Below are 21656 nucleotides of genomic sequence, written 5' to 3' on the forward strand. Positions count from 1 at the left end.
ATCAGTTAGTCAGCAGGGCCTTGGCGCGGGCGATGATAGCCTCGCCGGTGATGTTGAACTTTTGGTACAGTATGTCGGCGGGTGCTGAAGCACCGAAACCGTTCATGCCGATAACGTCTTCTTCGCTGGCAACGTATCTTGTCCAGCCAAACTTGCCGGCCGCCTCGACTGCGATGCGCGGGGCCTTTCCGAGTATCTCGTCGCGATACGCTTTTGGCTGCTGTTCGAACAGGTCCCAGCAAGGCATGGATACAACGGTGACACCGACACCCTGCGCCTGCAGGGCTGCAGCAGCTTCAACAGCCAGTGCCACTTCGGTTCCGGTTGCCAGCAGGGTCAGATCTCTGTGCTGGCCGCACTGGCGGATGATGTAGGCACCGCGTGCGCTAAGGTTTTCATCTGTGACCTCGGTACGCAGTTGAGGCACGTCCTGCCGCGATAGTGCCATTAAGGAAGGTGTTGTACGGCTGCGAATCGCGATGTCCCAGCATTCAAGGGCCTCGACTGCATCCGCGGGACGAAAGGTGTGAAGGTTAGGCATAGCGCGCAGTGAGGCGAGATGTTCGACCGGCTGGTGGGTCGGACCGTCTTCACCCAGCCCTATGCTATCGTGTGTCATTACGTAGATGGTGCCTATACCCATCAGCGCCGAGAGACGAATGGCGTTGCGGGCATAGTCGGAGAACACCAGAAAGGTTCCGCCGTACGGGATAAAGCCGCCGTGTACCGACAGGCCGTTCATCGCTGCCGCCATGCCGAACTCACGCACGCCGTACCCGATATACCGCCCCGGCCGTTCTTTGGTGTATTGGCTGTCAACCGCGTTAACACGTGTCAGGTTGGAGCCGGTCAGGTCGGCGGAACCACCGATGAGTTCGGGCAGGGCAGGGGCGAGAGCTTCCAGTGCCAACTGACTGGCTTTGCGGGTAGCTATCTTCTTTGGCTGTTGGAACAGGGCATGGCGTGCCAGCTTCAGGGCCGTGGCGTACTCCTGCGGCAGCTCTGCCTTTAACCGGCGATTGAACTCGGTTGCCACATCCTCGGGCCGACACGCCAGTCGGCTCTCCCATTGTGTTCGTGCTTCGCTGCCGCGTTTGCCGATATCCAGCCACTGCTGGCGCAATGATGGCGGGATGACGAAGGGCTCCGCAGACCAGCCAAGCGCCGTCTTGGCCAGGGCTGCTTCCTCGGTACCTAACGGAGAACCGTGGGATGAAGCCGAGCCTGCCTTGTTGGGGGAGCCGAAGCCGATCACTGTCTTCAGCGAGATAATAGAAGGCTTGTCCGTTTCTGCTTTTGCAGCCTGGATCGCCATATCGATCGCTACGGGATCATGGCCGTCACACCGATGTACATGCCAGCCGCAGCTTGTGAAACGTCCCAGAACATCCTCAGAAAAGGAGACAGAGGTGGGGCCGTCTATCGTAATTTCGTTATCATCGTAAAGCACGATCAGCTTGCCCAGGCCCAGGTGACCGGCGAGGCTGGCCGCTTCTTGACCGATCCCTTCCTGTAAACATCCGTCACCGAGGAACACGTAAGTGTGGTGATCGACGAGATCGTCACCGAACTCGCTCGCCAGTCTTCTCTCGGCGATGGCCATGCCGACGGCTCCGGCAAAGCCCTGCCCGAGGGGGCCCGTTGTTGTTTCTACCCCCGGGGTGTGCCCATATTCAGGGTGACCAGCAGTGATGGAACCCCACTGCCTGAAGTTGCGCAGCTGCTCCTGCGTCATGGCTTCGTAACCTGTTAAATGTAACAGGCTATATAACAGCATGGAGGCATGGCCATTGGATAGCACAAAACGGTCCCGGTCCGGCCAGTCAGGCTGGCTGGCGTCAAACTTCAGATGTTTGCGGAAAAGCACAGTTGCCGCGTCCGCCATCCCCATGGGCGCCCCCGGATGACCAGAATTCGCGGCCTCTACCGCATCAATAGAGAGTGCACGTATGCAGTTGGCGAGAGAGAAATTCTCCGGATCCAGCTTTGCTTTGGCTTCAACTGTCTCTGAAAGTATCATGGTTTGTTATCCTATAAGTGATTTGTTAGGAAGTCGGCGTACAATATAACATCAAAACATAACAAAATAACAATCCTAGCATTGAAAATGTTTCAATTAATGTTAATAATACACTTGCAGCGTTGCCTGACGGGTTCAGGCAGGAGAGTCCGATGAAGAGGGAAGAGCGTAAACAGCTGATCATGGAACTCTTGGGAGACAAGGGGGGGGTGGAGGTTGAAGACCTCTCACAACGCTTCTTCGTGTCGAAGATGACCATTCATCGTGATCTGGATGAGCTGGAACGGGAAGGCGTGTTACGCAAGGTGCGTGGTGGGGCTACGATCGAAGCGGGTATGCAGTTCGAGAGTGATTTCCGATTCCGAGAGCGGCAGGGAAGTGAGGATAAGGAGTTGATTGCACGTAAGGCCCTGGAGCAGATCGAGCCTGGGATGACCGTCATGATCAACGATGGCTCCATGGCTGCCGTGTTGGGATCCATGCTGCCTGAGAAGAGACCGCTTACGGTGATCACCAACAATGCTGCCATCCTGGACTGCTTACGTCATGAGAGTGGGATCAGCTTGATCGCGTTGGGAGGGTGTTACTCGGCCAAGTTCAATGGATACTTTGGCGTTCTGACGGAGCAAAACCTGGCCAGTTTGCGAGCCGATATTGCCTTCCTATCCACCCCTGCGGTATCAGGCAACAAGGCATTTCATATGGATGGAGAAGTGGTAAGAGCCAAGAGAGCAATGCTTAAGGGGGCTGCGAAGTCTTGTTTGATGGTTCACCACGGGCGTTTCGACAGGGTCGCTCTGCACTTGCTCGCCGACCTTGAGGAGTTTGACACTATCATCACCGATCAGTTGCCCGACCAGAAGGTATGCGGCGAGCTGGACAGAGGTGGTATCAAACTGACAGTAGCAAATCACTAGGATGCGACAAATGGCAACACAAGCAGATTTTTGGATTGGTACGAGCTGGAAGATGAACAAGACTCTGGCTGAGGCCCTGCGCTTCGCCGAGGGACTGAAGGAAACCGAGTCGGATGCCGATCCGCGTATCCAGCGCTTTGTGATCCCGCCCTTCACCGCCGCGCGCGAGGTAAAGGCGGCACTGGCCGGTACGCGGGTGAAGGTAGGAGCTCAGAATATGCACTGGGCTGACACTGGTGCCTGGACGGGTGAGATTTCTCCCTTGATGCTGAAAGACTGCGGTCTCGATATCATCGAACTGGGTCACTCGGAGCGTCGTGAACATTTCGGAGAGACCGATCATACCGTTGGTCTGAAAACAGAGGCTGCGGTGCGGCATGGTTTTATTCCCTTGATCTGCATCGGAGAGACCCTGCGGGACCGCGAGAACGGCCAGGCTGCGACGGTGCTGGAAGCCCAGGTGCGTGGCGCGCTTCAGTATCTGGATGAGATGCAGAAATCAGCTCCCATTCTGCTGGCTTACGAACCGGTATGGGCTATTGGCGAGGGTGGAATTCCAGCCACCCCTGGTTATGCGGACGAACGTCAGGCGGAAATCATCCAGGTGGCAGAGGCCGTGCTTGGTCGGCGGGTTCCCTGTTTATATGGAGGTTCGGTGAACTCGGATAATTGCGAAGAGTTGATCCGTTGCCCGCATATAGATGGTCTTTTCATTGGACGCTCCGCATGGCAAGTAGAGGGATTTCTAAATATTTTGAGAAAGTGTTCGGCATATATTTAACTTCCTGTACTGAATGGTTAGTTGTGGAGGCCTTGGTTTGGCCTATTGAGTGTGCTATTTGTAAAAAATGATTTAAAAAACTTTCACCATAGTTACACAGTAATTGAGCTGTCGTTGGTGACTTGTATTAAGTGATAGTAATGTCTCGGTGAACGTTGAGTTGAATATCCTATATATACATTTTCAATGTGCCCATTGAAAATTAATGTGACAGTGCTCGAGTAATATCTATCTGTTGTTTATGTCTTAACAAATCAAGGAGTCTTGATATGAAAATTGCAATTGCCGGTGATAGCGCAGGCGAGGACCTGGCGAAAATATTGGCTGACTATCTGTCCACACGTTATGATGTCGAGGATATATCTCGTGATTCAGAGGGGGCCGATCCTTTCTATGCAAATTTGTCTGATCGTGTTGCATCCAGAGTGATCGACGGAACTTATGATCGTGCTATTCTTGTCTGTGGTACGGGTATTGGCGTTTGTATCGCCGCCAACAAAGTACCAGGTATTCGTGCTGCTTTGGCAAACGACACTTACTCTGCCGAGAGGGCCGCACTTTCCAACAATGCTCAAATTATAACGATGGGGGCCCGTGTGATTGGAGCGGAAGTAGCCAAAGCTATCGCCGATGCATATCTGAAAGAGACATTTGACGAGCAAGGGCGCTCCACCGGAAATGTGAATGCGATTAATGAAGTTGATTGTAAATACCGAAAATATTTATCAAATTAAGAGATCTATGTAACTGATCTGATGGTGAGGCTCAGTTGTGATTAAGAACGGTTTTCTGAAAAAATAAAAGTTTTTTCCGGAAATAGGATGGCATTAATACGTGTGGCTGTAATGTTTAGTAGCGCTTGTTAATATTTTCCGTGCGCAAATGAAGTTGAGGGAGTTATAATTCTGGTTGGCTAGTTTGGTTCGTTTAGATAGATTTTTTAGATGGTAAAAATCCGATGGCTGGTGGTCATCGGATTTTTTATTTTCCTCCAAATATGATATTTGGCGGGAAGAGAGCATTCCTAGCGGTCGCCCTCCATTTGGTTCGGTGATTGTGTCTGAATATATAAATTATCTTGGTGTTCCTGCTCTTGCTCTTGCTCTTGCTCCTGTTTCTGGCTTCAGGACTATCCTAAATAGCTGTTCCGAATGGTAGATCGCGAATTCAACTCACAAGTGCAACACCCGCCTATGCAGCCTGACGTAGCTCCTCAAAAACGACGGCGGGCTGCCTGAACTCCAGGCATTTTCTTGGCCGGAGGTTGAGTTTTATCTGCACCTGTTCGATTTCATCATCAGTGACCTGCCGTAGGTCCGTCCCTTTCGGAATGTACTGGCGCAACAAGCCGTTGAAGTTTTCGTTCAGACCCCGTTCCCAAGATGAATACGGATGGGCAAAGTAGGCCTCCGTATTCAAGGCGGCTGCGATCGCCTTGTGCTCGGCAAATTCACCTCCGTTGTCGAAGGTGATGCTATGCACATGGTCAGCATAGGGGGACAGCATCTCGATGACCGCATCTCTGACCACATCGGCATGTTTGCTCTCAACCCGTTTCACCAGGTAGAGGCGACTTTTCCGCTCGGCCAGGGTAACCAGCACCCCGCTGCCCTGTTGGCCAAGCACCGTATCTGCTTCCCAATCACCGAGTCGTTCCCGGTTATCGACGATGAGTGGCCGTTCATCAATGGAACGTGCCTCCAGGATAGGCGAGCGCTTGCCATGCCGGCCTTTGCGATATTAACCCGGCGGCAGTTTATATCTGATATACTGTGCGAATGAAAACAGATGCACGCAAGCTCACCACCGAGCAACAAGAGCTGCTGAGGCAGCAGGCCATCCGACTTCGACTGGAAAATAAGACCTTCCGCGAGATCGGCCGATTACTGAATGTTCATCCGGATACCGTGGGCCGTTGGTTCAAGCGCTACGAGGCCGGCGGCAAAGCGGCTCTCGCCGTCCAGAAACGGGGTCCAAAAAACAAGCCCGGCCGCCTGAACGCCGTGCAACAGCAGAAGGTGATCGAGGCTATCCGCGACCATATGCCCGATCAGTACAAGCTGGGGTTTGCCCTGTGGACCCGGTGCTCCATTGCTGAACTGATCAAGCAATTTTGGGGCATTCACATTCCGGTTCGCACCATGGGGGACTACCTCAAGCGCTGGGGATTTACACCCCAGAAGCCCTTGAAAAAGGCATGGGAGCAGAGCCCGGCTCGTGTCGAAGCCTGGCTGAACGAGGAGTATCCACGTATCAAGGCCCGTGCCAAGGCTGAAAAGGCCCAGATCTTCTGGGGCGACGAAACCGGCATCAAGAACACGGTCCAACATGGGCGCAGCTATGCCCCGGTTGGCAAGACGCCGGTACAAGCCCTGCCGGCCAAGCGGGTTTCCCTGAACATGGTGTCGGCCATCACCAACCAAGGTACGGTCCGCTTCATGCTGTATGAATCCACCATGACGGCAGACGTGTTGATCAAGTTCATGCGCGGGCTGATTGCCTCCACCCCGGGAAAAGTATTTCTGATCCTGGATAACCTGCGGGTTCATCATGCCAAAAAGGTCAAACGCTGGCTGGAAAAAGGGACGGTAAAGCGTTTTCTGGAGGTCTTTTTCCTGCCCGCCTACTCACCGGAACTGAATCCGGATGAGTATCTCAATGGTGACCTGAAAGGCATGGTGCACAGTGGGCCGGCGATTCGCAGTGTGGAAGAGCTCAAGAAGCGAACCCGCTCCTCTATGCGGAAGTTGCAGCGCAGGTCGGAGCGGGTGAAAAGTTACTTCCGATCGGAGCACATCGCTTATGCGGCATAATCGATGTATTTTGCCGCCGGGTTAATACCGCTTGTGCCCTTGTCGCAGCTGCCGATAAAGCCGGCCGCCACGGGCTTTGTCCCTGGCCACATAACAGTAAATCCACTCATGGCTGACCGGAAAGCCAATGCGCTTGGCGATGGCACTGATCTGCTCAGGGCTCCATTGCCAGCTCAGCAGCAGTTCAACGAGCTGCTGAGTATCGCTATCAACCTGATACTTCCTGGCCTTGGCCCGTCGTATCAATGTCTGCTGATGTGCCTGCGCCGGTACATAGTCACCCTGATGGCGGTTTCTCCTGAGCTCTCGGGAGATGGTAGAGCGGTGTACACCAACCCGCTGAGCAATCCTGGAGTGTGAAAGTCCTTCTGCAAGGAGCACGGAAATCTGGTATCGTTGGCCTTCAGTCAACTGTTGGTAGCTCATGGTAGTACTGCTTTGATTTTGGCGATGAGAAGCATACCACTACCAGCAGTTGGCTACCTCCCGCCGTTCACCCATGAGTGTTGCACTTATTATCTGAATTCCCGGATCACTACCGGCAGCGACTGGGTTTCGCTAAGCAGACCCTCCGCGCCAGGGATGGCGCGGCTGAGCCCACAGGGACGGGTTTACGGCGTGTCTGCGTGTGGGACCCGGTCGATGTAGCACTATTAGGATCAGTTATTTAGTTGCGGACGGTAGTGATGGTTGGTGGTGGGGCTGTTGACGCCCGTTTACGTGGTGCGAACCTGCAACTGGTGGTGTGCCTGCCGTGCCGGTCCGGTATGTTCCGGCGGCTAAAGCGCCGGCTACGGGCTCCCAGTTCTGCGATCACTACCGCCAATGGTGCGGACAGCAGAAGCGCTTGGTGTTGCTGAATAAAGTGGACAACTTGAACGCTGGGCGATTGCATTGGCCACTACCCCTATGAATATAAGGGTGATAGAAAGCCAGGAACAGGTGATTGCGAAGTTCTTGCATTGCGCAGATTGATAGAGTGCAGAGGGCATTATACTGGCGGGCCGTCTGCGGAGGACAAGACTCGCACTTCATTCGCAACCTTACGCTTGTGTGGGGTTGCATCACCTACACGGAAGTCTTGGAGAGGAAGTAGGGTGGTCATATGTTAAACAGTTCAACACTGTAGCCACCCTTATGCCGATTATAGTGGTTTAGCTTAATACCACGGAGAGATTAATCCAGGCGCCTGGCTACCGCCTCCGCCAGGGTGCCCAGGATCATGGCGCAGGACACGGAGCCGGCATCCAGCACGCCGCGGGAGCGTTCGCCCAGCCGGCTGGCGCGGCCGATCCTGGCCACCAGATCCTTGGTGGACTCACTGCCCGCCTGGGCGGCGGCCGCCATTTTTGCCAGGCAGTCCGCGAAGCCGTCGCCGGCGGCGACGGCGGCGGAAAAGGCATCGACCGCCGGCACCAGGGCATCCATCAGGCACTTGTCGCCCACCTGGGCACTGCTGATCTCCTGTACGCTGGCCAGCCCTTCACGCAGCATGGTGTCGAATTGTTCCGCATCGATGCTGTCCCGGCCTTCGATGGCCGAGGCCATGCCGAAGAAGATGCTGCCGTAGAGCGGGCCCATGGAGCCACCGATGGAGCCCATCAGGATGTTCGCCAGGATGGAGAAGCTCTGATCCAGGGTGACGGTGTCCAGCGCCTGCAGATCGTTCTTGCACAGGTTGAAGCCCTTGGCCATGTTGATGCCGTGGTCGCCGTCGCCGATCAGGCCGTCGACCTCGCTCAGGTAGGCCTTGTTGTCGATGATCTTGTCGCAGATCTCCAGCACGCACTGCTTGCCGTGCAAATTGTTGAATGTGCTCATCAGTCTTCCTCCACCTGGGTCAGGCCAATGGATGTGGCCGGCAGGTCCAGCAGTTGTTTCAGTTCGTCGTCCAGCTTCAGTACCGTCAGGGTAGCGCCGAGCATTTCCAGCGAGGTGAAATAGTTGCCCACGTAGCTGCGGTGCACCCGGATCCCCTTTTCCTGCAGCAGTTCGGCCACCGCCGAATAGAGAATATGCAGCTCGTTGTTGGGGGTGGCGCCCAGGCCGGAGATCAGCACCGCCACCTCATCGTCGGCGGTGAAGGGCAGGTCGGGTACCACGGTGTCCACCATGATGCGTGCCATCTCGTTGGCCGGTGCCAGGGCGGTCACGTTGATACCCGGCTCGCCGTGGTGGCCGATGCCCACTTCCATGGTGCCCGCCTCGATATGGAAGTTGGGCTTGCCGGCCGCGGGGATCACGCAGGAAGACAGGCCCACGCCGATGCTGCGGGTCTGCTCGATGGTGCGCTGGGCTACCCGGATCACCCCGTCCAGGTCGTAGCCGCGGGCGGCGGCGGCACCGCCTGTTTTCCACATCAGGATCTCGCCGGCCACGCCCCGGCGCTTGCCGAGCTCGGTGGCGGGGGCCGAGGCCACGTCGTCGTTGGCCACCACTGTCTTGATGGTGATGCCCTGTTTCTCGGCCATCTTGGTGGCCATCTTGACGTTCATGTTGTCGCCGGCGTAGTTGCCGTACAGGCAGGCCACCCCCGCGCCCCGGTCGGCGGCCTTGGCGGCATCGAGAAAGCTGATGGCGGTGGGGGAGGAAAATATTTCACCGACGGCCACGGCGTCCAGCAGGTTTTTGCCCACGTAGCCGAGGAAGGCCGGCTCGTGGCCGGAGCCGCCGCCGGTGATCACCCCCACCTTGTTGTCGGCGACCTTGCCCGGGTACTTCAGCACCCGCGGGTTGTCGGTGTGGGCCAGCAGCCGGGGATGGGCCTTGACGTAGCCCAGTACCGATTCTTCCACTACCAGATCCGGATCGTTGATGATGCGCTGCATTAGAACACTCCTGTTGTCATTCCTTGCTTGTACATGTGACTGAGCCATAAGGGACTATATGTGAATCCCCTATGCCCGTAATCCTTCTTCCGTGCGAGCTGTGAGCCCGTTACCGTTTGTCGAGGTTTTCATAGTAACGGATGCGTTCCACCTTGGGCCCGGAGCGGCCCGCCTCGAAATCCGAGGTGACGAAGGCATGCACGATTTCTTTGGCCAGCTCGATGCCCACCACACGGGCGCCCAGGGTGATGATCTGGGCGTCGTTGCTCTTGCGTGCCCGCTGGGCCGAATAGGTGTCGTGGGCCTGGGCGGCGCGGATGCCATTAACCTTGTTGGCGGTGATGGCCATGCCGATACCGGTACCGCAGCACAGAATGCCGAGCTCCTGGGCGCCGTCGCGCACCGAGGTGGCCAGTTGGTAGGCGATGTCAGGGTAGTGCACGCTGACCCCGGCCTCGACCCCGAAATCGCTGACCTCGAAGCCCAACTCGGTCAGGTACTGCTTGAGGATGTTCTTCATCTCCACGGCCGCATCGTCGCAGCCGATCGCTATCTTCTTGGTGATCATGGTGGACCTCCCGATTGATTGTTCAATTGTTCATTTGTTGTTTCATTTGATGGTTTCAGTCTAAGGCAATAGGGTTATGTTGTGAATACTTTTGTTATTCATGTGTTCTTATGTTCGATTGTGCCGAGGGGAAAAGATACTGGAACAGGGGGGGGAATGAGCAAGAAGAGTGGCAGAAAAAGTATTTTTTATCAGGTGATTAGTCGTTTCTAGGTGAAAAGGCGAGCCGCGACGGCCGTGAAGGCAGTTGGTAAAAATATTGCTGGATTTTTGATCCGGATCACGACCTGTTCAAAAGAGCTTAATGGATGCAGATGATTGGGTGCTAGTTTGAAGATCGGTAGGCGAGGGCCCTTGACGACGCCGTCTTTGGGTGGCGCCAAAACATTGTGCATACAGGAGTGATCCATGCAGCAATATCGGATGTATATCGACGGGCGCTGGGTCGAATCCCTGTCCGGCGAGTGGTTTGAATCCTCCAATCCTTATACCGGCCTGCCCTGGGCGAGGATCCCCAGGGGCAATGGGGCAGACGTGGACTGCGCGGTTGCCGCCGCGGCCAGGACTCTGCAGGATCCGGCCTGGCGCGGGCTCACCGCCAGCGGCCGGGGCGAGTTGCTGCGCCGGCTGGGGGATGCGCTGGCCGATCGGGCCGATTTCCTGGCCGGCATAGAGGTACGTGACAATGGCAAGCTCTATGCCGAAATGCGTGCTCAGACCCATTACCTGCGCCAGTGGTACTACTACTATGGCGGCCTGGCCGACAAGATTGAGGGCGCGGTGATCCCTACCGACAAGGCCGGTCATTTCAATTACACCCGGCATGAGCCGGTGGGGGTCGTGGCGGCCATTATTCCCTGGAACTCGCCGCTGCTGCTCGCCAGCTGGAAGCTGGCGCCGGCGTTGGCGGCGGGCAATACGGTGGTATTCAAGCCATCGGAATACACCAGCGCTTCCCTGCTGGAATTTGCGCGCATCGTCGAGCGGGTCGGCTTTCCCCCCGGGGTGCTGAACGTAGTCACCGGCTTCGGCGCCGAGGTGGGGGCGCCCTTGGTGGAACATCCGCAAGTCGCCAAGGTGGCCTTTACCGGGTCGGATCAGACCGGCCGGCAGATTTACCAGGCGGCGGCCCGGGGCATGAAGCGGGTCACCATGGAGCTGGGCGGCAAATCGCCCAATATCGTCTTTGCCGACGCCCGCCAGGACAACGCGGTCAAGGGGGTGATCTCCGGCATATTCGCCGCCAGCGGCCAGACCTGTGTCGCCGGCTCCCGGCTGCTGGTGCAGCGTGCCATTCACGACGAGTTCGTCGACAAGCTGCTGGCCTTCGCCCGCCACGCCCGGCTCGGTGATCCCATGAGCCCGGATACCCAGGTGGGACCGGTCACCAACCTGCCGCAGCTGGAGAAGATCCTCGGCTACATTGATATCGCCAGGGCGGAGGGGGCCGACTGCCTGCTGGGAGGTGGCCGGCCTGATACGCCTGGGCTTGAACAAGGATGGTTTGTTGAGCCCACCATCTTCGCCGGAGTGCACAACCGCATGCGCATCGCCCGGGAAGAGGTGTTCGGCCCCGTGCTGTCCATCATTCCGTTCGAGGATGAAGAGGAGGCGGTGGCAATTGCCAACGACAGCCCTTACGGCCTTGCCGCGGGAATATGGACCGAGGATCTGCGCCGGGCCCTGACCTTGCCGGACCGGCTGGAGGCGGGCACGGTCTGGGTCAATACCTACCGCACCATGAGCTACCTTACACCTTTCGGTGGCTTCAAGCAGAGCGGCCTGGGCAAGGAGAGTGGCCAGGATAGCTTGCGTGAATACCTCAAGGTCAAGTCGGTGTGGTTATCGACGACGGAAGACGTGCCCGACCCTTTCGTGATCCGCTGAGTCATCCGTCGCCGGCCTTGCTGCCGGCGGCGCATCCATTTCCTGCGCGTGGCTCACGGTCGCCATCCGGACGTGCGCGTACTCCCTCGTCGCCACACGATTGATCTTTGGTTTATTCATGTGAACCAATGTTCGTTTGTTGACTGTCATCCTTCCTTTCTTCCCCGTTATCGCTGACAAAAGCTCTAACTTGGTACTACCAAGATGATCAATTTTAGTGCGATCCGGATCACTAAAAACGATACTGATTAACATAAATTAATTATGTAATTGATTTTTAAGCTTTTATTTTTTGTTCTGAAATTTGTTTATCTGTGATTCTTTTGTTATTTTTTACTCATGGATTGGTACTACCAATGAGGTTGGCCAGGATGGGAGATAGCAAAGTGGACACATTCAAACGCCTTAGGGAAGTGCTGGCCACGGCTGAAACCGATGAGTATGGCCGGATACGCTTGCCTCCCGAGCGTAAGTTGGCTGAACAATTAGGCATGCAGAGATCAATGGTTAGGGAGCAACTGGCCACGCTGGAAAACCTGGGTTTCATTCGGCGTACCCGCGGCAGCGGCACCTTCCTGCAGATGCCCCAGCCAGCCTTCGTGCAGATCTACTTCGATATCGCCCTGCGGCTCGGCTACATCTCGGTGGACGCGCTGGAAGGTGCCCGGGAAATGCTGGAGCGGGAAATCGCCTACAGTGCGGCCAGCAAAGCCACCGAGGCCGATATCGTCAAGCTGGAAGGACTGCTCGAGGTGATGAACGACAACAGCAACGTCAACGAGAGCCTGGCGGCGGATTACGATTTTCACCGCCACCTGGCCTACATGACCCAGAACCCGGTCATCATCCTGATCATCCAGGGGCTGGCCTCGGTACTGAAGGAAGTGGTGCATCGCCGCCGGGTCATGGTGAGGCAGTCGCCGGCATCGATGGCGCGGACCAACGGCAGCCACCAGGCCGTGATAGACGCACTGCGTAATAGAGATCCGGAAGCCGCCAAGCGGGCCATGGATACCCATTTCCGGGTGTGGGACGAGGAATCAAAGGAAAAGATCAACTGGTTGACCTCGGCGGATTGAATCGCCAAGGCGGTGCTGCACCCGGGGTTTGCGTATTCGTTTTATCTGAAGACAAGGGGTTATTATGCAACAGGAACATGTCCAAATCAGTCTGGAAGAGCGCGCCTACCGCATTCGCCGGTTTGCCCTGCGCATGGGCGAGGTTCAGGGGCAGGGCTATGTGGGCCAGGCCCTGGGCATTGCCGATGTGCTGGCGGTCTCCTACTTCCAGGCGCTCAATTACCGGCCTGACGAGCCCGAATGGGAAGGTCGGGATCGTTTCCTGTTGTCCATCGGCCACTACGCCATCGCCCTCTATGCCGCGCTGATCGAAGCCGGAATCGTGCCGGAAGACGAGCTGGAAACCTACGGCTCCGATGAAAGCCGGTTGCCCATGTCCGGCATGGCCTCCTATACCCCTGGCATGGAAATCACCGGCGGCTCGCTGGGCCAGGGCCTCGGCATCGCCGTGGGCATGGCGCTGGGGCTGAAAAGAAAGCAGTCCGGCTCGTTTATCTACAACCTGCTGTCCGATGGTGAACTGAATGAGGGATCCACCTGGGAGGCGGCCATGTCCGCCGGCCACTGGCAGCTGGACAATCTGATCGCCATCGTCGATGTCAACAACCAGCAGGCGGATGGTCCCTCTACCCAGATCCTGAACTTCGAGCCCCTGGCCGACAAATGGCAGGCGTTCGGCTGGCAGGTGCAAAGGGTCAACGGCAATGACATAGCGGCGGTCAGCCAGGCCTTCGACCAGGCCCGCCACAGCGACTTCAAGGGTCCCCGGATCATCATCTGTGACACCCGCATGGGGCAGGGCGTGCCATTCCTGGAGCAGCGCGAGAAGACCCACTTCATCCGGGTCGAGCCGTCGGAGTGGGAGCAGGCCCTGGCCGCGCTGGATGCCGGCTTTCAAGCCCGATAACGATGTTTTATCTGCCGTGAATGGATAACAAGGACACTAACATGAGTAAAGTTCGCCTGAAAACTTCGGCCATGATTGCCTCCATCGCCGAGGAAGGACAAAAAACAGCCCCGGCTCCCTTTGGCCATGCCTTGAGCCAGTTGGCGGAAACCAATCCGAATGTGGTGGGCCTGACCGCCGACCTGGCCAAATATACCGATCTGCATATTTTCGCCCAGCGTTACCCGGAGCGGTTCTACCAGATGGGCATGGCCGAGCAACTGCTGATGAGCGCGGCCGCCGGCCTGGCGCGGGAAGGCGCCTTGCCCTTCGCCACCACCTACGCGGTGTTTGCCTCGCGCCGGGCCTACGATTTCATCTGCATGGCCATCGCCGAAGAAAACCTGAACGTCAAGATCGCCTGTGCCCTGCCGGGGTTGACCACGGGGTACGGCCCCAGCCACCAGGCCACCGACGATATCGCCATTTTCCGTGCCATGCCCAACCTGACCATAGTGGATCCGTGCGACGCCCTGGATGTGGAGCAGGCGGTGCCGGCCATCGCCGAGCACCAGGGGCCGGTATACATGCGCCTGCCGCGTGGCAATGTGCCGCTGGTACTGGACGAGTATGACTACCGCTTCGAACTGGGCAAGGCCAAGTTGCTCCGCGACGGCCGCGAGGTGCTGTTCATTTCTTCCGGCTTCATGACCATGCGCGCCCTGGACGCCGCCAAGCGGCTGCAGAAGGACAGCGTGGACGCGGCGGTGCTGCACGTGCCGACCATCAAGCCCCTGGACGAAGCCACCATACTGCGGGAAGCCGCCAAGCCCGGACGCATGGTGGTGGTGGCCGAGAATCACTCTGTCGTCGGCGGCCTGGGCGAGGCGGTGGCCGGCACCCTGTTGCGGGCCGGAGTCACCCCCGCATTCCGCCATATTGGACTGCCGGATCAGTTCCTGGATGCGGGTGCCTTGCCCACCCTGCACGACCGCTACGGCATCTCCGTGGATCGCATCGTGGCCCGAACCCGGGAATGGCTCTGAGACGCGGTAACTGACATGGGGCCTGTGGCCATCGGGATCTCGGCCCTTTGTGTGAAATATGGACATAACTCTCACTAGTAAGGATTGTGATATGAAAAAGGTACTGACCACCGCCGCACTGGCTATCACGCTCGCTTCTGCCCCGGTATGGGCCCAGCAAACATTGCGTCTGGCCCATAACGCCGCAGACGGCAATCCCAAGGCCGAAGCCTCCCTGCTGTTTGCCAAACTGGTGGAAGAAAAAACCGACGGCCGCATCAAGGTGGTCGTCGGCGGCAACGCCCAGTTCGGTGAAGACAGCGAAGCCATCACCTCCATGCGCCTGGGCGCCATCGCCTTCAGCGCCAACTCCCAGGGCACCACCTCCAGCGTGATCCCCGAATTTGGCCTGATTGGACTGCCGTTCCTGTTTTCCAGCTCGGAAGAGGCCTGGCAGACGCTGGATGGCCCCGTGGGTGAAGAGCTGGGTGCCCTGGCCGAGCGAGAAGGACTGGTGGTGCTGTCGTTCTGGGACAACGGCATCCGTCATGTCAGTAACAACGTCCGCCCCATCACCAAACCCGGGGATCTGGCCGGTATCAAGCTGAGAACCCCGCCCGATACCATGACGGTGGATATTTTCCAGACCCTGGGTGCCAACCCCACGCCCATGGCGTTCTCCGAGCTGTACATCGCGCTGCAGCAGGGCGTAGTGGACGGCCAGGAGAATCCGCTGGCCAATATCCATTCTTCCAAACTCTACGAGGTGCAGAAATACATCTCCCTGACCGGCCACAAATACGAGTCCACGCCGTTGCTGGCGAGCAAACTCATCTGGGATGGTCTGTCCGAGGCGGATCAGCAGGCAGTCAAGGAAGCGGCGATGGAAGCCGGCGAGTTCAACCGCAGAACCTTTGTCGAGCAGGAGTCCAAGCTGCGTGCAGAGATGGAAGCGGCCGGCGTGCAGTTCAATGCCGTCGACAGCCAGGTCTTTGCCGAGGCCACCCAGGCGGTCTACGACAAGTGGCAGCAGCAGTATCCGGAGCTGGTACCACTACTGGTGGCGGAAGCGGCCCGCGCCAAGTAAGCCCGAGGGCGGGGGACTTTCCCCCGCCTTGTTCCGGAGTGCCTGTTTTTGTGTCGCACCCATCAGGGCGCATAGAAAAACGGGGACTTGCAACCCCCTCAACAAGGAGGCGGAAAATGAACGTACAGGGAAAACTCATGTATCAACCATCATGCGGCGGTACCGGTGCCCGATTATTGTGCGGGCTGGACAAGGCCGTTGAATATACCGCACTGGGTATTTTCATGGCGGCGATTGTCTCTTTGTTCCTGTTCCTTGGCGCCGATGTGGTGGTGCGTTATCTCACCACCCAAAGCCTGGGCTGGCCGGCGGAGATGCCGAACCTGCTCTTTCCCTGGTTGGTGATGGGCGCCATCGTCGCCGCGGCCCAGCGGGGCCAGCACGTGGCGGTCAATGCCGTCCTGGGACTGCTCAATATCCCGGCGACCCGGGTGCTGATGCTGGTGATGCAACTGGTGGTGGTTGTGACCTTCAGCTACCTCGCTTATATCGGCGTGGATGTGGTCCGCATTGCCGGCAGGCAGTTATTCCCCATCTCCGGCATTTCTTCCAGCTACGCCTATATGGCGCTTGTGTATGGTTTCGGCGCCATCGCCCTGACCGCGTTCACCAATATTCTCTGGTTTTTGGCCGATGCGTCCGCCTTTGATCAGCGTATGACTAAATCCGAGGTGGCAGAATGACTCCGTTGATGATAGGGCTGTTTGCCCTGCTGATGCTGTTTGCGTTTCCGGTCGGTTATGCGCTGATTATCAGTGCCGGCGCGGCAGTCTTGTTCGTGGGCGATGCGCCCAGCGTGATCGCGGTACTGAAGCTGTTCCAGCCCACCCAGAGCTTTCCCATGCTGGCCATCCCCTTCTTCATCCTGTCCGGCAGCCTGATGATGTCCGGCACCCTGGGCCGGAAACTGGTGGACTTTGCCGCCTACCTGGTAGGGCGCTTTCACGGCGGCCTGGGCCAGGTAACGGTGGTGGGCTCCACCGTGTTCGGCGGGGTGTCCGGTTCGGCGGTGGCCGAGGCCTCGGCCCTGGGCTCCATGCTGATCCCCTGGCAGAAGCGGGAAGGCTATCCGGGTGCCTTCAGCGCCGCGGTCACCGCCTCGTCATCGGTCATTGCCGGGCTGATCCCGCCTTCCATCCCGCTGATCCTCTATGCCCTGGTGTCCAACAGCTCCATTGCCTCGCTGTTCGTGGCCGGCATACTGCCCGGGATCATGCTGGCCGGCGGCATGATGATGGTGTGCTATTTCTCCGGGCGGTTGCGGGGCTTCCCGCTGCTGAAAGAGAGCTTCTCGGTACGCGGGTTGCTCAAGGCGCTGCTGTTCGCCGCCCCTGCCCTGGCCATGCCGCTGTTTATCGTGATCCTGCTGCGCGCCGGCATCGCCACTCCCACCGAGGTGAGCGTGATCGCCGTGGCCTATGCCCTGGTGGTCAGCCTGTGCATCTACCGGGATCTGACCGTCAAGCGGGTGATCGGCGCCCTGGTGGGCACCGCCCTGACCACCGGCATCGTAATGCTGGTGATCGTCGCCTCCAACCTGGTCGGCCATGTGCTGATCACCGAACAGATCCCCAACCAGATCGCCAGCTACGCCCAGCAAGCGTTCTCCAGCCCCTGGATGATCATCCTGGCCATGAACATCCTGCTGCTGTGCATCGGCATGTTCCTGGACCTGCCGGCCGCCATTCTGCTGCTCGGTCCCACCCTGGTGGCGGTGGGCAACAGCATCGGCATGGACCCCATCCAGCTCGGCATCATGATGGCGGTGAACCTGAGCATCGGCCTGTTCACCCCGCCCATAGGTACCACTCTGTTTGTGGCCGCGGCCATCTCTCGGGAAAAGATCGGCCGCATTGTGCGGGAGCTGTGGCCCTTCTACCTGGTGGCGATTACGGTGCTGCTGCTGATCTCCTATGTGCCGGCCTTCACCATCTATTAACCGCGGCGAACGACGCGACAAGGAGCAGCAAATGAATCAATTAGCCTTTATCGGCCTGGGCTCCATGGGCCTGCCCATGGCCAGGAACCTGCTGTCGGCACGCTTTCCGGTGGCCGGTTTCGACATGAATCCTCGGGCCCTGGCGGCCCTGGCAGACGCCGGCGGCCGGGTCTGCGACTCGGCCCGGGACGCGGCCCGGGGGGCAGACGCCCTGATCCTGATGGTGGTCAACGCGACCCAGGCCGAACAGATACTGTTTGACGAGGGGGCTCTTGAGAGCCTGGCGGACGACGCCCTGGTGGTATTGATGGCCACCTGCCCGTCGGCGGCGGTAGCCCGGCTGGCGGAGCGGGTAGCGGCCGTCGGCCGGCAGCTGGTGGATGCCCCTGTGTCCGGCGGCGTGGTCGGTGCCCGGGCCGGCACCCTGTCGATCATGGCGGCGGCACCGGCAGCCGTCTTCGAACGTATTTTTCCGGTGCTGCGGGGTATGGGTGACAAGGTGTTCCACGTGGGCGAAGAGCCGGGACAGGGCGCTGTGGTCAAGACCGTCAACCAACTGCTGTGCGGCGTGCACATCGCCGCCGTGGCCGAGGCCTTTTCCCTGGCGCGCAAGGCCGGGGTGGATCTGCAGGTGTTGCTCGAGATCATGAGCGGCTCGGCGGCGGCCAGTTGGATGCTGAAGGACAGGGGCCCTCGCATGCTGCGGGATGATCCCGAGGTGACCAGCGCCATCGACATTTTCGTGAAGGACTTAGGCATAGTGCTGGCTTCGGGCAGCGACAGCCGGGTGGCACTGCCGCTGGCGGCGGCGGCGCACCAGATGTTCCTCGCCACCGCCGGCCGCGGCCTGGGCCAGGCGGATGACAGCCAGGTGATCCAGAGCTACGACCTGATTAACGGCAACTGCCAAGCATAAAGGAAAGATTCCATGGGACGAGATATTTCCGTAAGCACCGGTGCTTACGACGGCTATGCCATGCCTGAGATCCTGCAGTCGATGCAGCGGTGCGGCATAAAAAATGTGGAGCTGGCCTTTATCAAGGGCTACGTCAACGAGTTTACCGATGCCGATCTGAGCCGGGATTATGCCCGTGAGCTGGTGGCCCTGATGAACTCCCTGGGGCAGCGCTGCCCCACCTTTTCGGGCCATATCAACCTGGGGGATGAAGACGCTATCGCCCAGTTCGAGGTGCGGGCCCGCTTCGCCGCCGAGCTCGGTGCCTCCCGCTTTGTCACCAATGCCGCCACCCTGGCCACCGCCGAACGTTTCTTCGAGCTGGTACCGGATATGGCGGCCATCGCCCGCCAGCATGGCCTGCGGGTTTGCCTGGAAAATCCCGGCGACCGGGTCGACAACATCCTGAACAGCGCTGCCGACATCCCCGCCTTGCTGGCGCGGCTGGAGCGAGACGTGTTCAGCATCAATTACGACGTGGGCAACATCATTTCCCACCGCCCCGGGCTGGATCCGGTGGCCGATACCCTGCAGGCCCTGCCGTACTGCGAGCACCTGCATATCAAGGACGCCTATTACCGCGATGAAAAATACCACTTCTGTGCCCTGGGCGAAGGCCAGATAGATTTTATCCGGTTGCTGCCGGCCATCGAGGCCGCTTTTCCCGAATTGTCATTCAGTCTGGAACTGCCCTTCCGGCTGTTGCGCAATAACGACGCCAAACCCTACAAGAAGACAACGCTGTTGCCGTTGGCGGAAATTGAAAACGAGTTGTTGAAATCCCTGACTTTTCTTGACGATGTATTAAAGGAGATAGACCATGTTGCTGGAAAATAAAGTGTGTGTCATTACCGGTGCCGCCAGCCCCCGCGGTATCGGCCGCAATACCGCCGAGCTGTTCCATAAGCACGGCGCCTATGTGGCCATCCTGGATCTGAACCAGGCCCAGAGCGAGGAAGCGGCCAGGGCGGTGGGCGAGCGCGCCTTCGGCGTGGCCTGCGACGTCACCGACAAGGCCTCCTGCGAGAAGGCGGTCGCCGCGGTGCTGGAGAAATTCGGTCGTATCGACGTGCTGCTCAACAACGCCGGCATCACCCAGCCGCTGAAGACCCTGGAGATCACCCCCGAGAACTACGAACAGGTCACCGATGTCAGTCTGCGCGGCATGCTGTACATGTCCCAGGCGGTGTTGCCGCAGATGGTCAGCCAGAACAGTGGATCCATAGTGAACACTTCCTCGGTATCGGCCCAGCGTGGTGGCGGCATTTTCGGTGGCCCCCACTACAGCGCCGCCAAGGCGGGCATGCTGGGCCTGGGCAAGGCCATGGCCCGGGAGTTCGGGGGGCACAATATCCGCATCAACTCGGTCACCCCCGGCCTGATCCTGACCGATATCACCGGCGGCAAGCTGACCCCCGAGATGAAGGAAAAGATCCTGACCACCATTCCCCTCAACCGCCTGGGGGCGGCGGAGGACGTGTCCAAGGCCTTCCTGTTCCTGGCCTCGGATCTGTCCAGCTACATCACCGGCGCCACCATCGATGTGAACGGCGGCATGCATATTTACTGATGGTGCCCAGGGCGTCGCCGCTTGCGCAGTAAACCAGGAAAGGATCGTCCCAGGTCCTTTCCGTTTTGCCGGAACCCCCTCCGCCCGGGAGGGGGTTCTTTGTTTTCTTCGCGTCACCCGCATCCAAATTTCTACTTCATTGTGCGCCCACTGAGCGGCTGCAGGGCCATGGCATGATCATGCCGTTCTGACTGTTATCCGGTACCTGAGAGTGCTGGCAGCCGATCGGCCAGGTTGGGACATTCCAGCGCAAGATACGGGGTGCCGGCGGGGGGAAGAGGGGCTATGCTCAACGCCGTTGCCTCGCTTTCAGGAGCAGATCCCATGATCCCCTCGACCGACGATGACGTTGCGTCTTCCACCGACGACGGGGCGATGGCGCCCGCGAGCGGGCTGCTTGCCCTCTCGCTTCCCCTTCCCGCCGGTTTCCGCCCCGGCGACATACTGGCCTTTCATCGGCGAGACCCCCGGGAGATCGCCGAGCGGGTGGACGAGTCCTGCCTGTACAAGGGGCTGCTGTGGCAGGGAAACACGGCCTGCCTGCAGCTCCGTTTTCATGACGCGACCGCCGAGGTACGGCTGACGGTCGACGGCCCGGTGGCGGCGACCGAGGCGCCGGCGCTGGAGGCCATGGCGAGGCGCATGCTCGGCCTGGAGCAGGACGTCGCCGCCTTCGAAGCCCGCTACCGGGAGCATCCGCAGCTCGGTGGCCTGCTCGCCCGCCAGCGGGGGCTGCGCGTGCCCCTGACCGCCACGCCCTTCGAGGCCCTGGTGTGGGCGGTCACCGGCCAGCAGATCAGCGTGGCGGCGGCGGTATCGTTGCGGCGCCGTCTGCTGCAGGAAGCCGGGCTGCGCCATTCTTCCGGGCTGCTCTGTCACCCCGAGGCGCACCGGCTGGGTGAATTGGGCGAGGAGGTCCTGCGCCGGGCCGGCTTCTCGAGGGCCAAGGCCGCCACCCTGCTGGCCCTGTGCGAGGAAGTCACGGCGGGCCGACTGCCGCTGGAGCGCTGGCAACGGACGCTGCCGGTCGATGAAATGGTGGCCCTGTTGGGAGCGGTGCGCGGCATCGGCCCCTGGACGGTCAACTACACCCTGCTGCGCGGTTTCGGCTGGCTGGACGGCTCCCTGCACGGCGACGTGGCGGTGCGCCGGGGGCTGCAACGCCTGCTCGGCGAGCCCGAGCCCCTTACCGAGGCCGAGGTCCGGCGCTGGCTGGCCGACTTTTCCCCCTGGCGCGCCCTGCTGGCCGCCCACCTCTGGGCCGGTGGCGTGTTCTGAACAGCGGTTGGGCCCGGCGGCAC

General features: G+C 59.1%; 19 protein-coding genes and 2 pseudogenes. 15 read left to right on the plus strand and 6 right to left on the minus strand.

Translation table 11 applies throughout. The features are described from left to right. Position 1: 1 nt before the first annotated feature. Entirely contained in the window at positions 2 to 2020 is a 2019-nt protein-coding gene (tkt, locus tag ACT7DK_RS08945; protein ID WP_094038477.1) for a transketolase, read from the minus strand. Between the two features lie 152 nt (positions 2021 to 2172). Here tkt and ACT7DK_RS08950 point away from each other — a divergent pair, with 152 nt between their 5' ends. The 3 genes from ACT7DK_RS08950 to derI all read left to right on the plus strand — a co-directional run bounded on the left by ACT7DK_RS08950 (position 2173) and on the right by derI (position 4452). After that, a complete protein-coding gene (locus ACT7DK_RS08950; protein ID WP_094038478.1) occupies positions 2173 to 2937 on the plus strand; it encodes a DeoR/GlpR family DNA-binding transcription regulator in 765 nt (254 codons plus the stop codon). A gap of 10 nt (positions 2938 to 2947) precedes the next feature. Further along, the gene (locus tag ACT7DK_RS08955) at positions 2948 to 3718 is read left to right on the plus strand and encodes a triose-phosphate isomerase (protein WP_096779051.1); all 771 of its coding nucleotides are present in this window, start codon (positions 2948 to 2950) and stop codon (positions 3716 to 3718) included. 269 nt (positions 3719 to 3987) lie between these two features. Further along, the gene (gene derI / locus ACT7DK_RS08960; protein WP_094038480.1) at positions 3988 to 4452 is read left to right on the plus strand and encodes a D-erythrulose-4-phosphate isomerase; all 465 of its coding nucleotides are present in this window, start codon (positions 3988 to 3990) and stop codon (positions 4450 to 4452) included. Between the two features lie 457 nt (positions 4453 to 4909). Here derI and ACT7DK_RS08965 read toward each other — a convergent pair. Continuing rightward, positions 4910 to 5458: pseudogene (locus ACT7DK_RS08965) on the minus strand (IS30 family transposase); the annotation flags it as partial. A 38-nt stretch (positions 5459 to 5496) separates the two neighbouring features. Between ACT7DK_RS08965 and ACT7DK_RS08970 the strand changes: the two are divergent. Then, on the plus strand, positions 5497 to 6531 hold the full coding sequence (locus ACT7DK_RS08970) for an IS630 family transposase (protein ID WP_445398359.1): 1035 nt from the start codon (positions 5497 to 5499) through the stop codon (positions 6529 to 6531). A 24-nt stretch (positions 6532 to 6555) separates the two neighbouring features. Here ACT7DK_RS08970 and ACT7DK_RS08975 read toward each other — a convergent pair. The 4 genes and pseudogenes from ACT7DK_RS08975 to rpiB all read right to left on the minus strand — a co-directional run. After that, positions 6556 to 6957, minus strand: a pseudogene (locus ACT7DK_RS08975) (transposase); the annotation flags it as partial. A 750-nt stretch (positions 6958 to 7707) separates the two neighbouring features. Further along, on the minus strand, positions 7708 to 8352 hold the full coding sequence (gene dhaL, locus ACT7DK_RS08980) for a dihydroxyacetone kinase subunit DhaL (RefSeq protein WP_094038481.1): 645 nt from the start codon (positions 8350 to 8352) through the stop codon (positions 7708 to 7710). After that, positions 8352 to 9359: a dihydroxyacetone kinase subunit DhaK gene (locus ACT7DK_RS08985; RefSeq protein WP_094038482.1), complete on the minus strand. Its 1008-nt coding sequence runs from the start codon at positions 9357 to 9359 to the stop codon at positions 8352 to 8354. Before ACT7DK_RS08985 ends, dhaL begins: the two co-directional genes overlap by 1 nt. Positions 9360 to 9468: 109 nt before the next feature. Continuing rightward, the gene (gene rpiB, locus ACT7DK_RS08990) at positions 9469 to 9927 is read right to left on the minus strand and encodes a ribose 5-phosphate isomerase B (RefSeq protein ID WP_445398362.1); all 459 of its coding nucleotides are present in this window, start codon (positions 9925 to 9927) and stop codon (positions 9469 to 9471) included. 408 nt (positions 9928 to 10335) lie between these two features. Between rpiB and ACT7DK_RS08995 the strand changes: the two genes are divergently transcribed. The 11 genes from ACT7DK_RS08995 (at position 10336) to ACT7DK_RS09045 (ending at position 21633) form a co-directional block, all read left to right on the plus strand. After that, positions 10336 to 11814, plus strand: a complete 1479-nt coding sequence (locus ACT7DK_RS08995) for an aldehyde dehydrogenase (protein ID WP_445398364.1) — start codon at positions 10336 to 10338, stop codon at positions 11812 to 11814. 371 nt (positions 11815 to 12185) lie between these two features. Next, a complete protein-coding gene (locus tag ACT7DK_RS09000; RefSeq protein ID WP_269769033.1) occupies positions 12186 to 12893 on the plus strand; it encodes a FadR/GntR family transcriptional regulator in 708 nt (235 codons plus the stop codon). 64 nt (positions 12894 to 12957) lie between these two features. Then, positions 12958 to 13800: a transketolase gene (locus ACT7DK_RS09005; RefSeq protein ID WP_094038486.1), complete on the plus strand. Its 843-nt coding sequence runs from the start codon at positions 12958 to 12960 to the stop codon at positions 13798 to 13800. Between the two features lie 41 nt (positions 13801 to 13841). Next, entirely contained in the window at positions 13842 to 14825 is a 984-nt protein-coding gene (locus ACT7DK_RS09010) for a transketolase family protein (RefSeq protein WP_198401849.1), read from the plus strand. 91 nt (positions 14826 to 14916) lie between these two features. Then, positions 14917 to 15891, plus strand: coding sequence for a TRAP transporter substrate-binding protein (locus ACT7DK_RS09015; RefSeq protein WP_094038488.1), 975 nt, complete (start codon positions 14917 to 14919; stop codon positions 15889 to 15891). A 116-nt stretch (positions 15892 to 16007) separates the two neighbouring features. Further along, positions 16008 to 16574 (plus strand): TRAP transporter small permease, encoded by a 567-nt coding sequence (locus ACT7DK_RS09020; protein ID WP_094038489.1) that lies wholly within the window; start codon positions 16008 to 16010, stop codon positions 16572 to 16574. Then, a complete protein-coding gene (locus ACT7DK_RS09025) occupies positions 16571 to 17830 on the plus strand; it encodes a TRAP transporter large permease (RefSeq protein WP_094038490.1) in 1260 nt (419 codons plus the stop codon). Before ACT7DK_RS09020 ends, ACT7DK_RS09025 begins: the two co-directional genes overlap by 4 nt. Then, complete coding sequence (locus ACT7DK_RS09030) at positions 17805 to 18746, plus strand: NAD(P)-dependent oxidoreductase (protein WP_445398369.1); 942 nt, start codon at positions 17805 to 17807, stop codon at positions 18744 to 18746. Before ACT7DK_RS09025 ends, ACT7DK_RS09030 begins: the two co-directional genes overlap by 26 nt. Positions 18747 to 18758: 12 nt before the next feature. Further along, entirely contained in the window at positions 18759 to 19622 is an 864-nt protein-coding gene (locus ACT7DK_RS09035; protein WP_445398371.1) for a sugar phosphate isomerase/epimerase family protein, read from the plus strand. Next, positions 19606 to 20355, plus strand: a complete 750-nt coding sequence (locus ACT7DK_RS09040) for an SDR family NAD(P)-dependent oxidoreductase (protein ID WP_094038493.1) — start codon at positions 19606 to 19608, stop codon at positions 20353 to 20355. Before ACT7DK_RS09035 ends, ACT7DK_RS09040 begins: the two co-directional genes overlap by 17 nt. Before the next feature lie 324 nt (positions 20356 to 20679). Then, positions 20680 to 21633, plus strand: coding sequence for a DNA-3-methyladenine glycosylase family protein (locus ACT7DK_RS09045; protein ID WP_445398373.1), 954 nt, complete (start codon positions 20680 to 20682; stop codon positions 21631 to 21633). The last annotated feature ends 23 nt before the right edge of the window (positions 21634 to 21656 follow it).

The organism is Zobellella sp. An-6, from assembly GCF_052487945.1.

What these genes read in the sequence shown, in the direction of transcription:
- ACT7DK_RS09015 (WP_094038488.1), top strand. Translation starts at nt 14,917, where the DNA reads ATGAAAAAGGTACTGACCACCGCCGCACTGGCTATCACGCTCGCTTCT.
- ACT7DK_RS09045 (WP_445398373.1), top strand. Translation starts at nt 20,680, where the DNA reads ATGATCCCCTCGACCGACGATGACGTTGCGTCTTCCACCGACGACGGG.
- ACT7DK_RS09020 (WP_094038489.1), top strand. Translation starts at nt 16,008, where the DNA reads ATGAACGTACAGGGAAAACTCATGTATCAACCATCATGCGGCGGTACC.
- derI (WP_094038480.1), top strand. Translation starts at nt 3,988, where the DNA reads ATGAAAATTGCAATTGCCGGTGATAGCGCAGGCGAGGACCTGGCGAAA.
- tkt (WP_094038477.1), bottom strand. Translation starts at nt 2,020, where the DNA reads ATGATACTTTCAGAGACAGTTGAAGCCAAAGCAAAGCTGGATCCGGAG.
- ACT7DK_RS09005 (WP_094038486.1), top strand. Translation starts at nt 12,958, where the DNA reads ATGCAACAGGAACATGTCCAAATCAGTCTGGAAGAGCGCGCCTACCGC.
- ACT7DK_RS08950 (WP_094038478.1), top strand. Translation starts at nt 2,173, where the DNA reads ATGAAGAGGGAAGAGCGTAAACAGCTGATCATGGAACTCTTGGGAGAC.
- ACT7DK_RS09000 (WP_269769033.1), top strand. Translation starts at nt 12,186, where the DNA reads ATGGGAGATAGCAAAGTGGACACATTCAAACGCCTTAGGGAAGTGCTG.
- ACT7DK_RS09030 (WP_445398369.1), top strand. Translation starts at nt 17,805, where the DNA reads ATGTGCCGGCCTTCACCATCTATTAACCGCGGCGAACGACGCGACAAG.
- ACT7DK_RS09035 (WP_445398371.1), top strand. Translation starts at nt 18,759, where the DNA reads ATGGGACGAGATATTTCCGTAAGCACCGGTGCTTACGACGGCTATGCC.
- ACT7DK_RS09040 (WP_094038493.1), top strand. Translation starts at nt 19,606, where the DNA reads ATGTTGCTGGAAAATAAAGTGTGTGTCATTACCGGTGCCGCCAGCCCC.
- ACT7DK_RS08985 (WP_094038482.1), bottom strand. Translation starts at nt 9,359, where the DNA reads ATGCAGCGCATCATCAACGATCCGGATCTGGTAGTGGAAGAATCGGTA.
- ACT7DK_RS09010 (WP_198401849.1), top strand. Translation starts at nt 13,842, where the DNA reads ATGAGTAAAGTTCGCCTGAAAACTTCGGCCATGATTGCCTCCATCGCC.
- ACT7DK_RS08955 (WP_096779051.1), top strand. Translation starts at nt 2,948, where the DNA reads ATGGCAACACAAGCAGATTTTTGGATTGGTACGAGCTGGAAGATGAAC.
- dhaL (WP_094038481.1), bottom strand. Translation starts at nt 8,352, where the DNA reads ATGAGCACATTCAACAATTTGCACGGCAAGCAGTGCGTGCTGGAGATC.
- ACT7DK_RS08995 (WP_445398364.1), top strand. Translation starts at nt 10,336, where the DNA reads ATGCAGCAATATCGGATGTATATCGACGGGCGCTGGGTCGAATCCCTG.
- rpiB (WP_445398362.1), bottom strand. Translation starts at nt 9,927, where the DNA reads ATGATCACCAAGAAGATAGCGATCGGCTGCGACGATGCGGCCGTGGAG.
- ACT7DK_RS09025 (WP_094038490.1), top strand. Translation starts at nt 16,571, where the DNA reads ATGACTCCGTTGATGATAGGGCTGTTTGCCCTGCTGATGCTGTTTGCG.
- ACT7DK_RS08970 (WP_445398359.1), top strand. Translation starts at nt 5,497, where the DNA reads ATGAAAACAGATGCACGCAAGCTCACCACCGAGCAACAAGAGCTGCTG.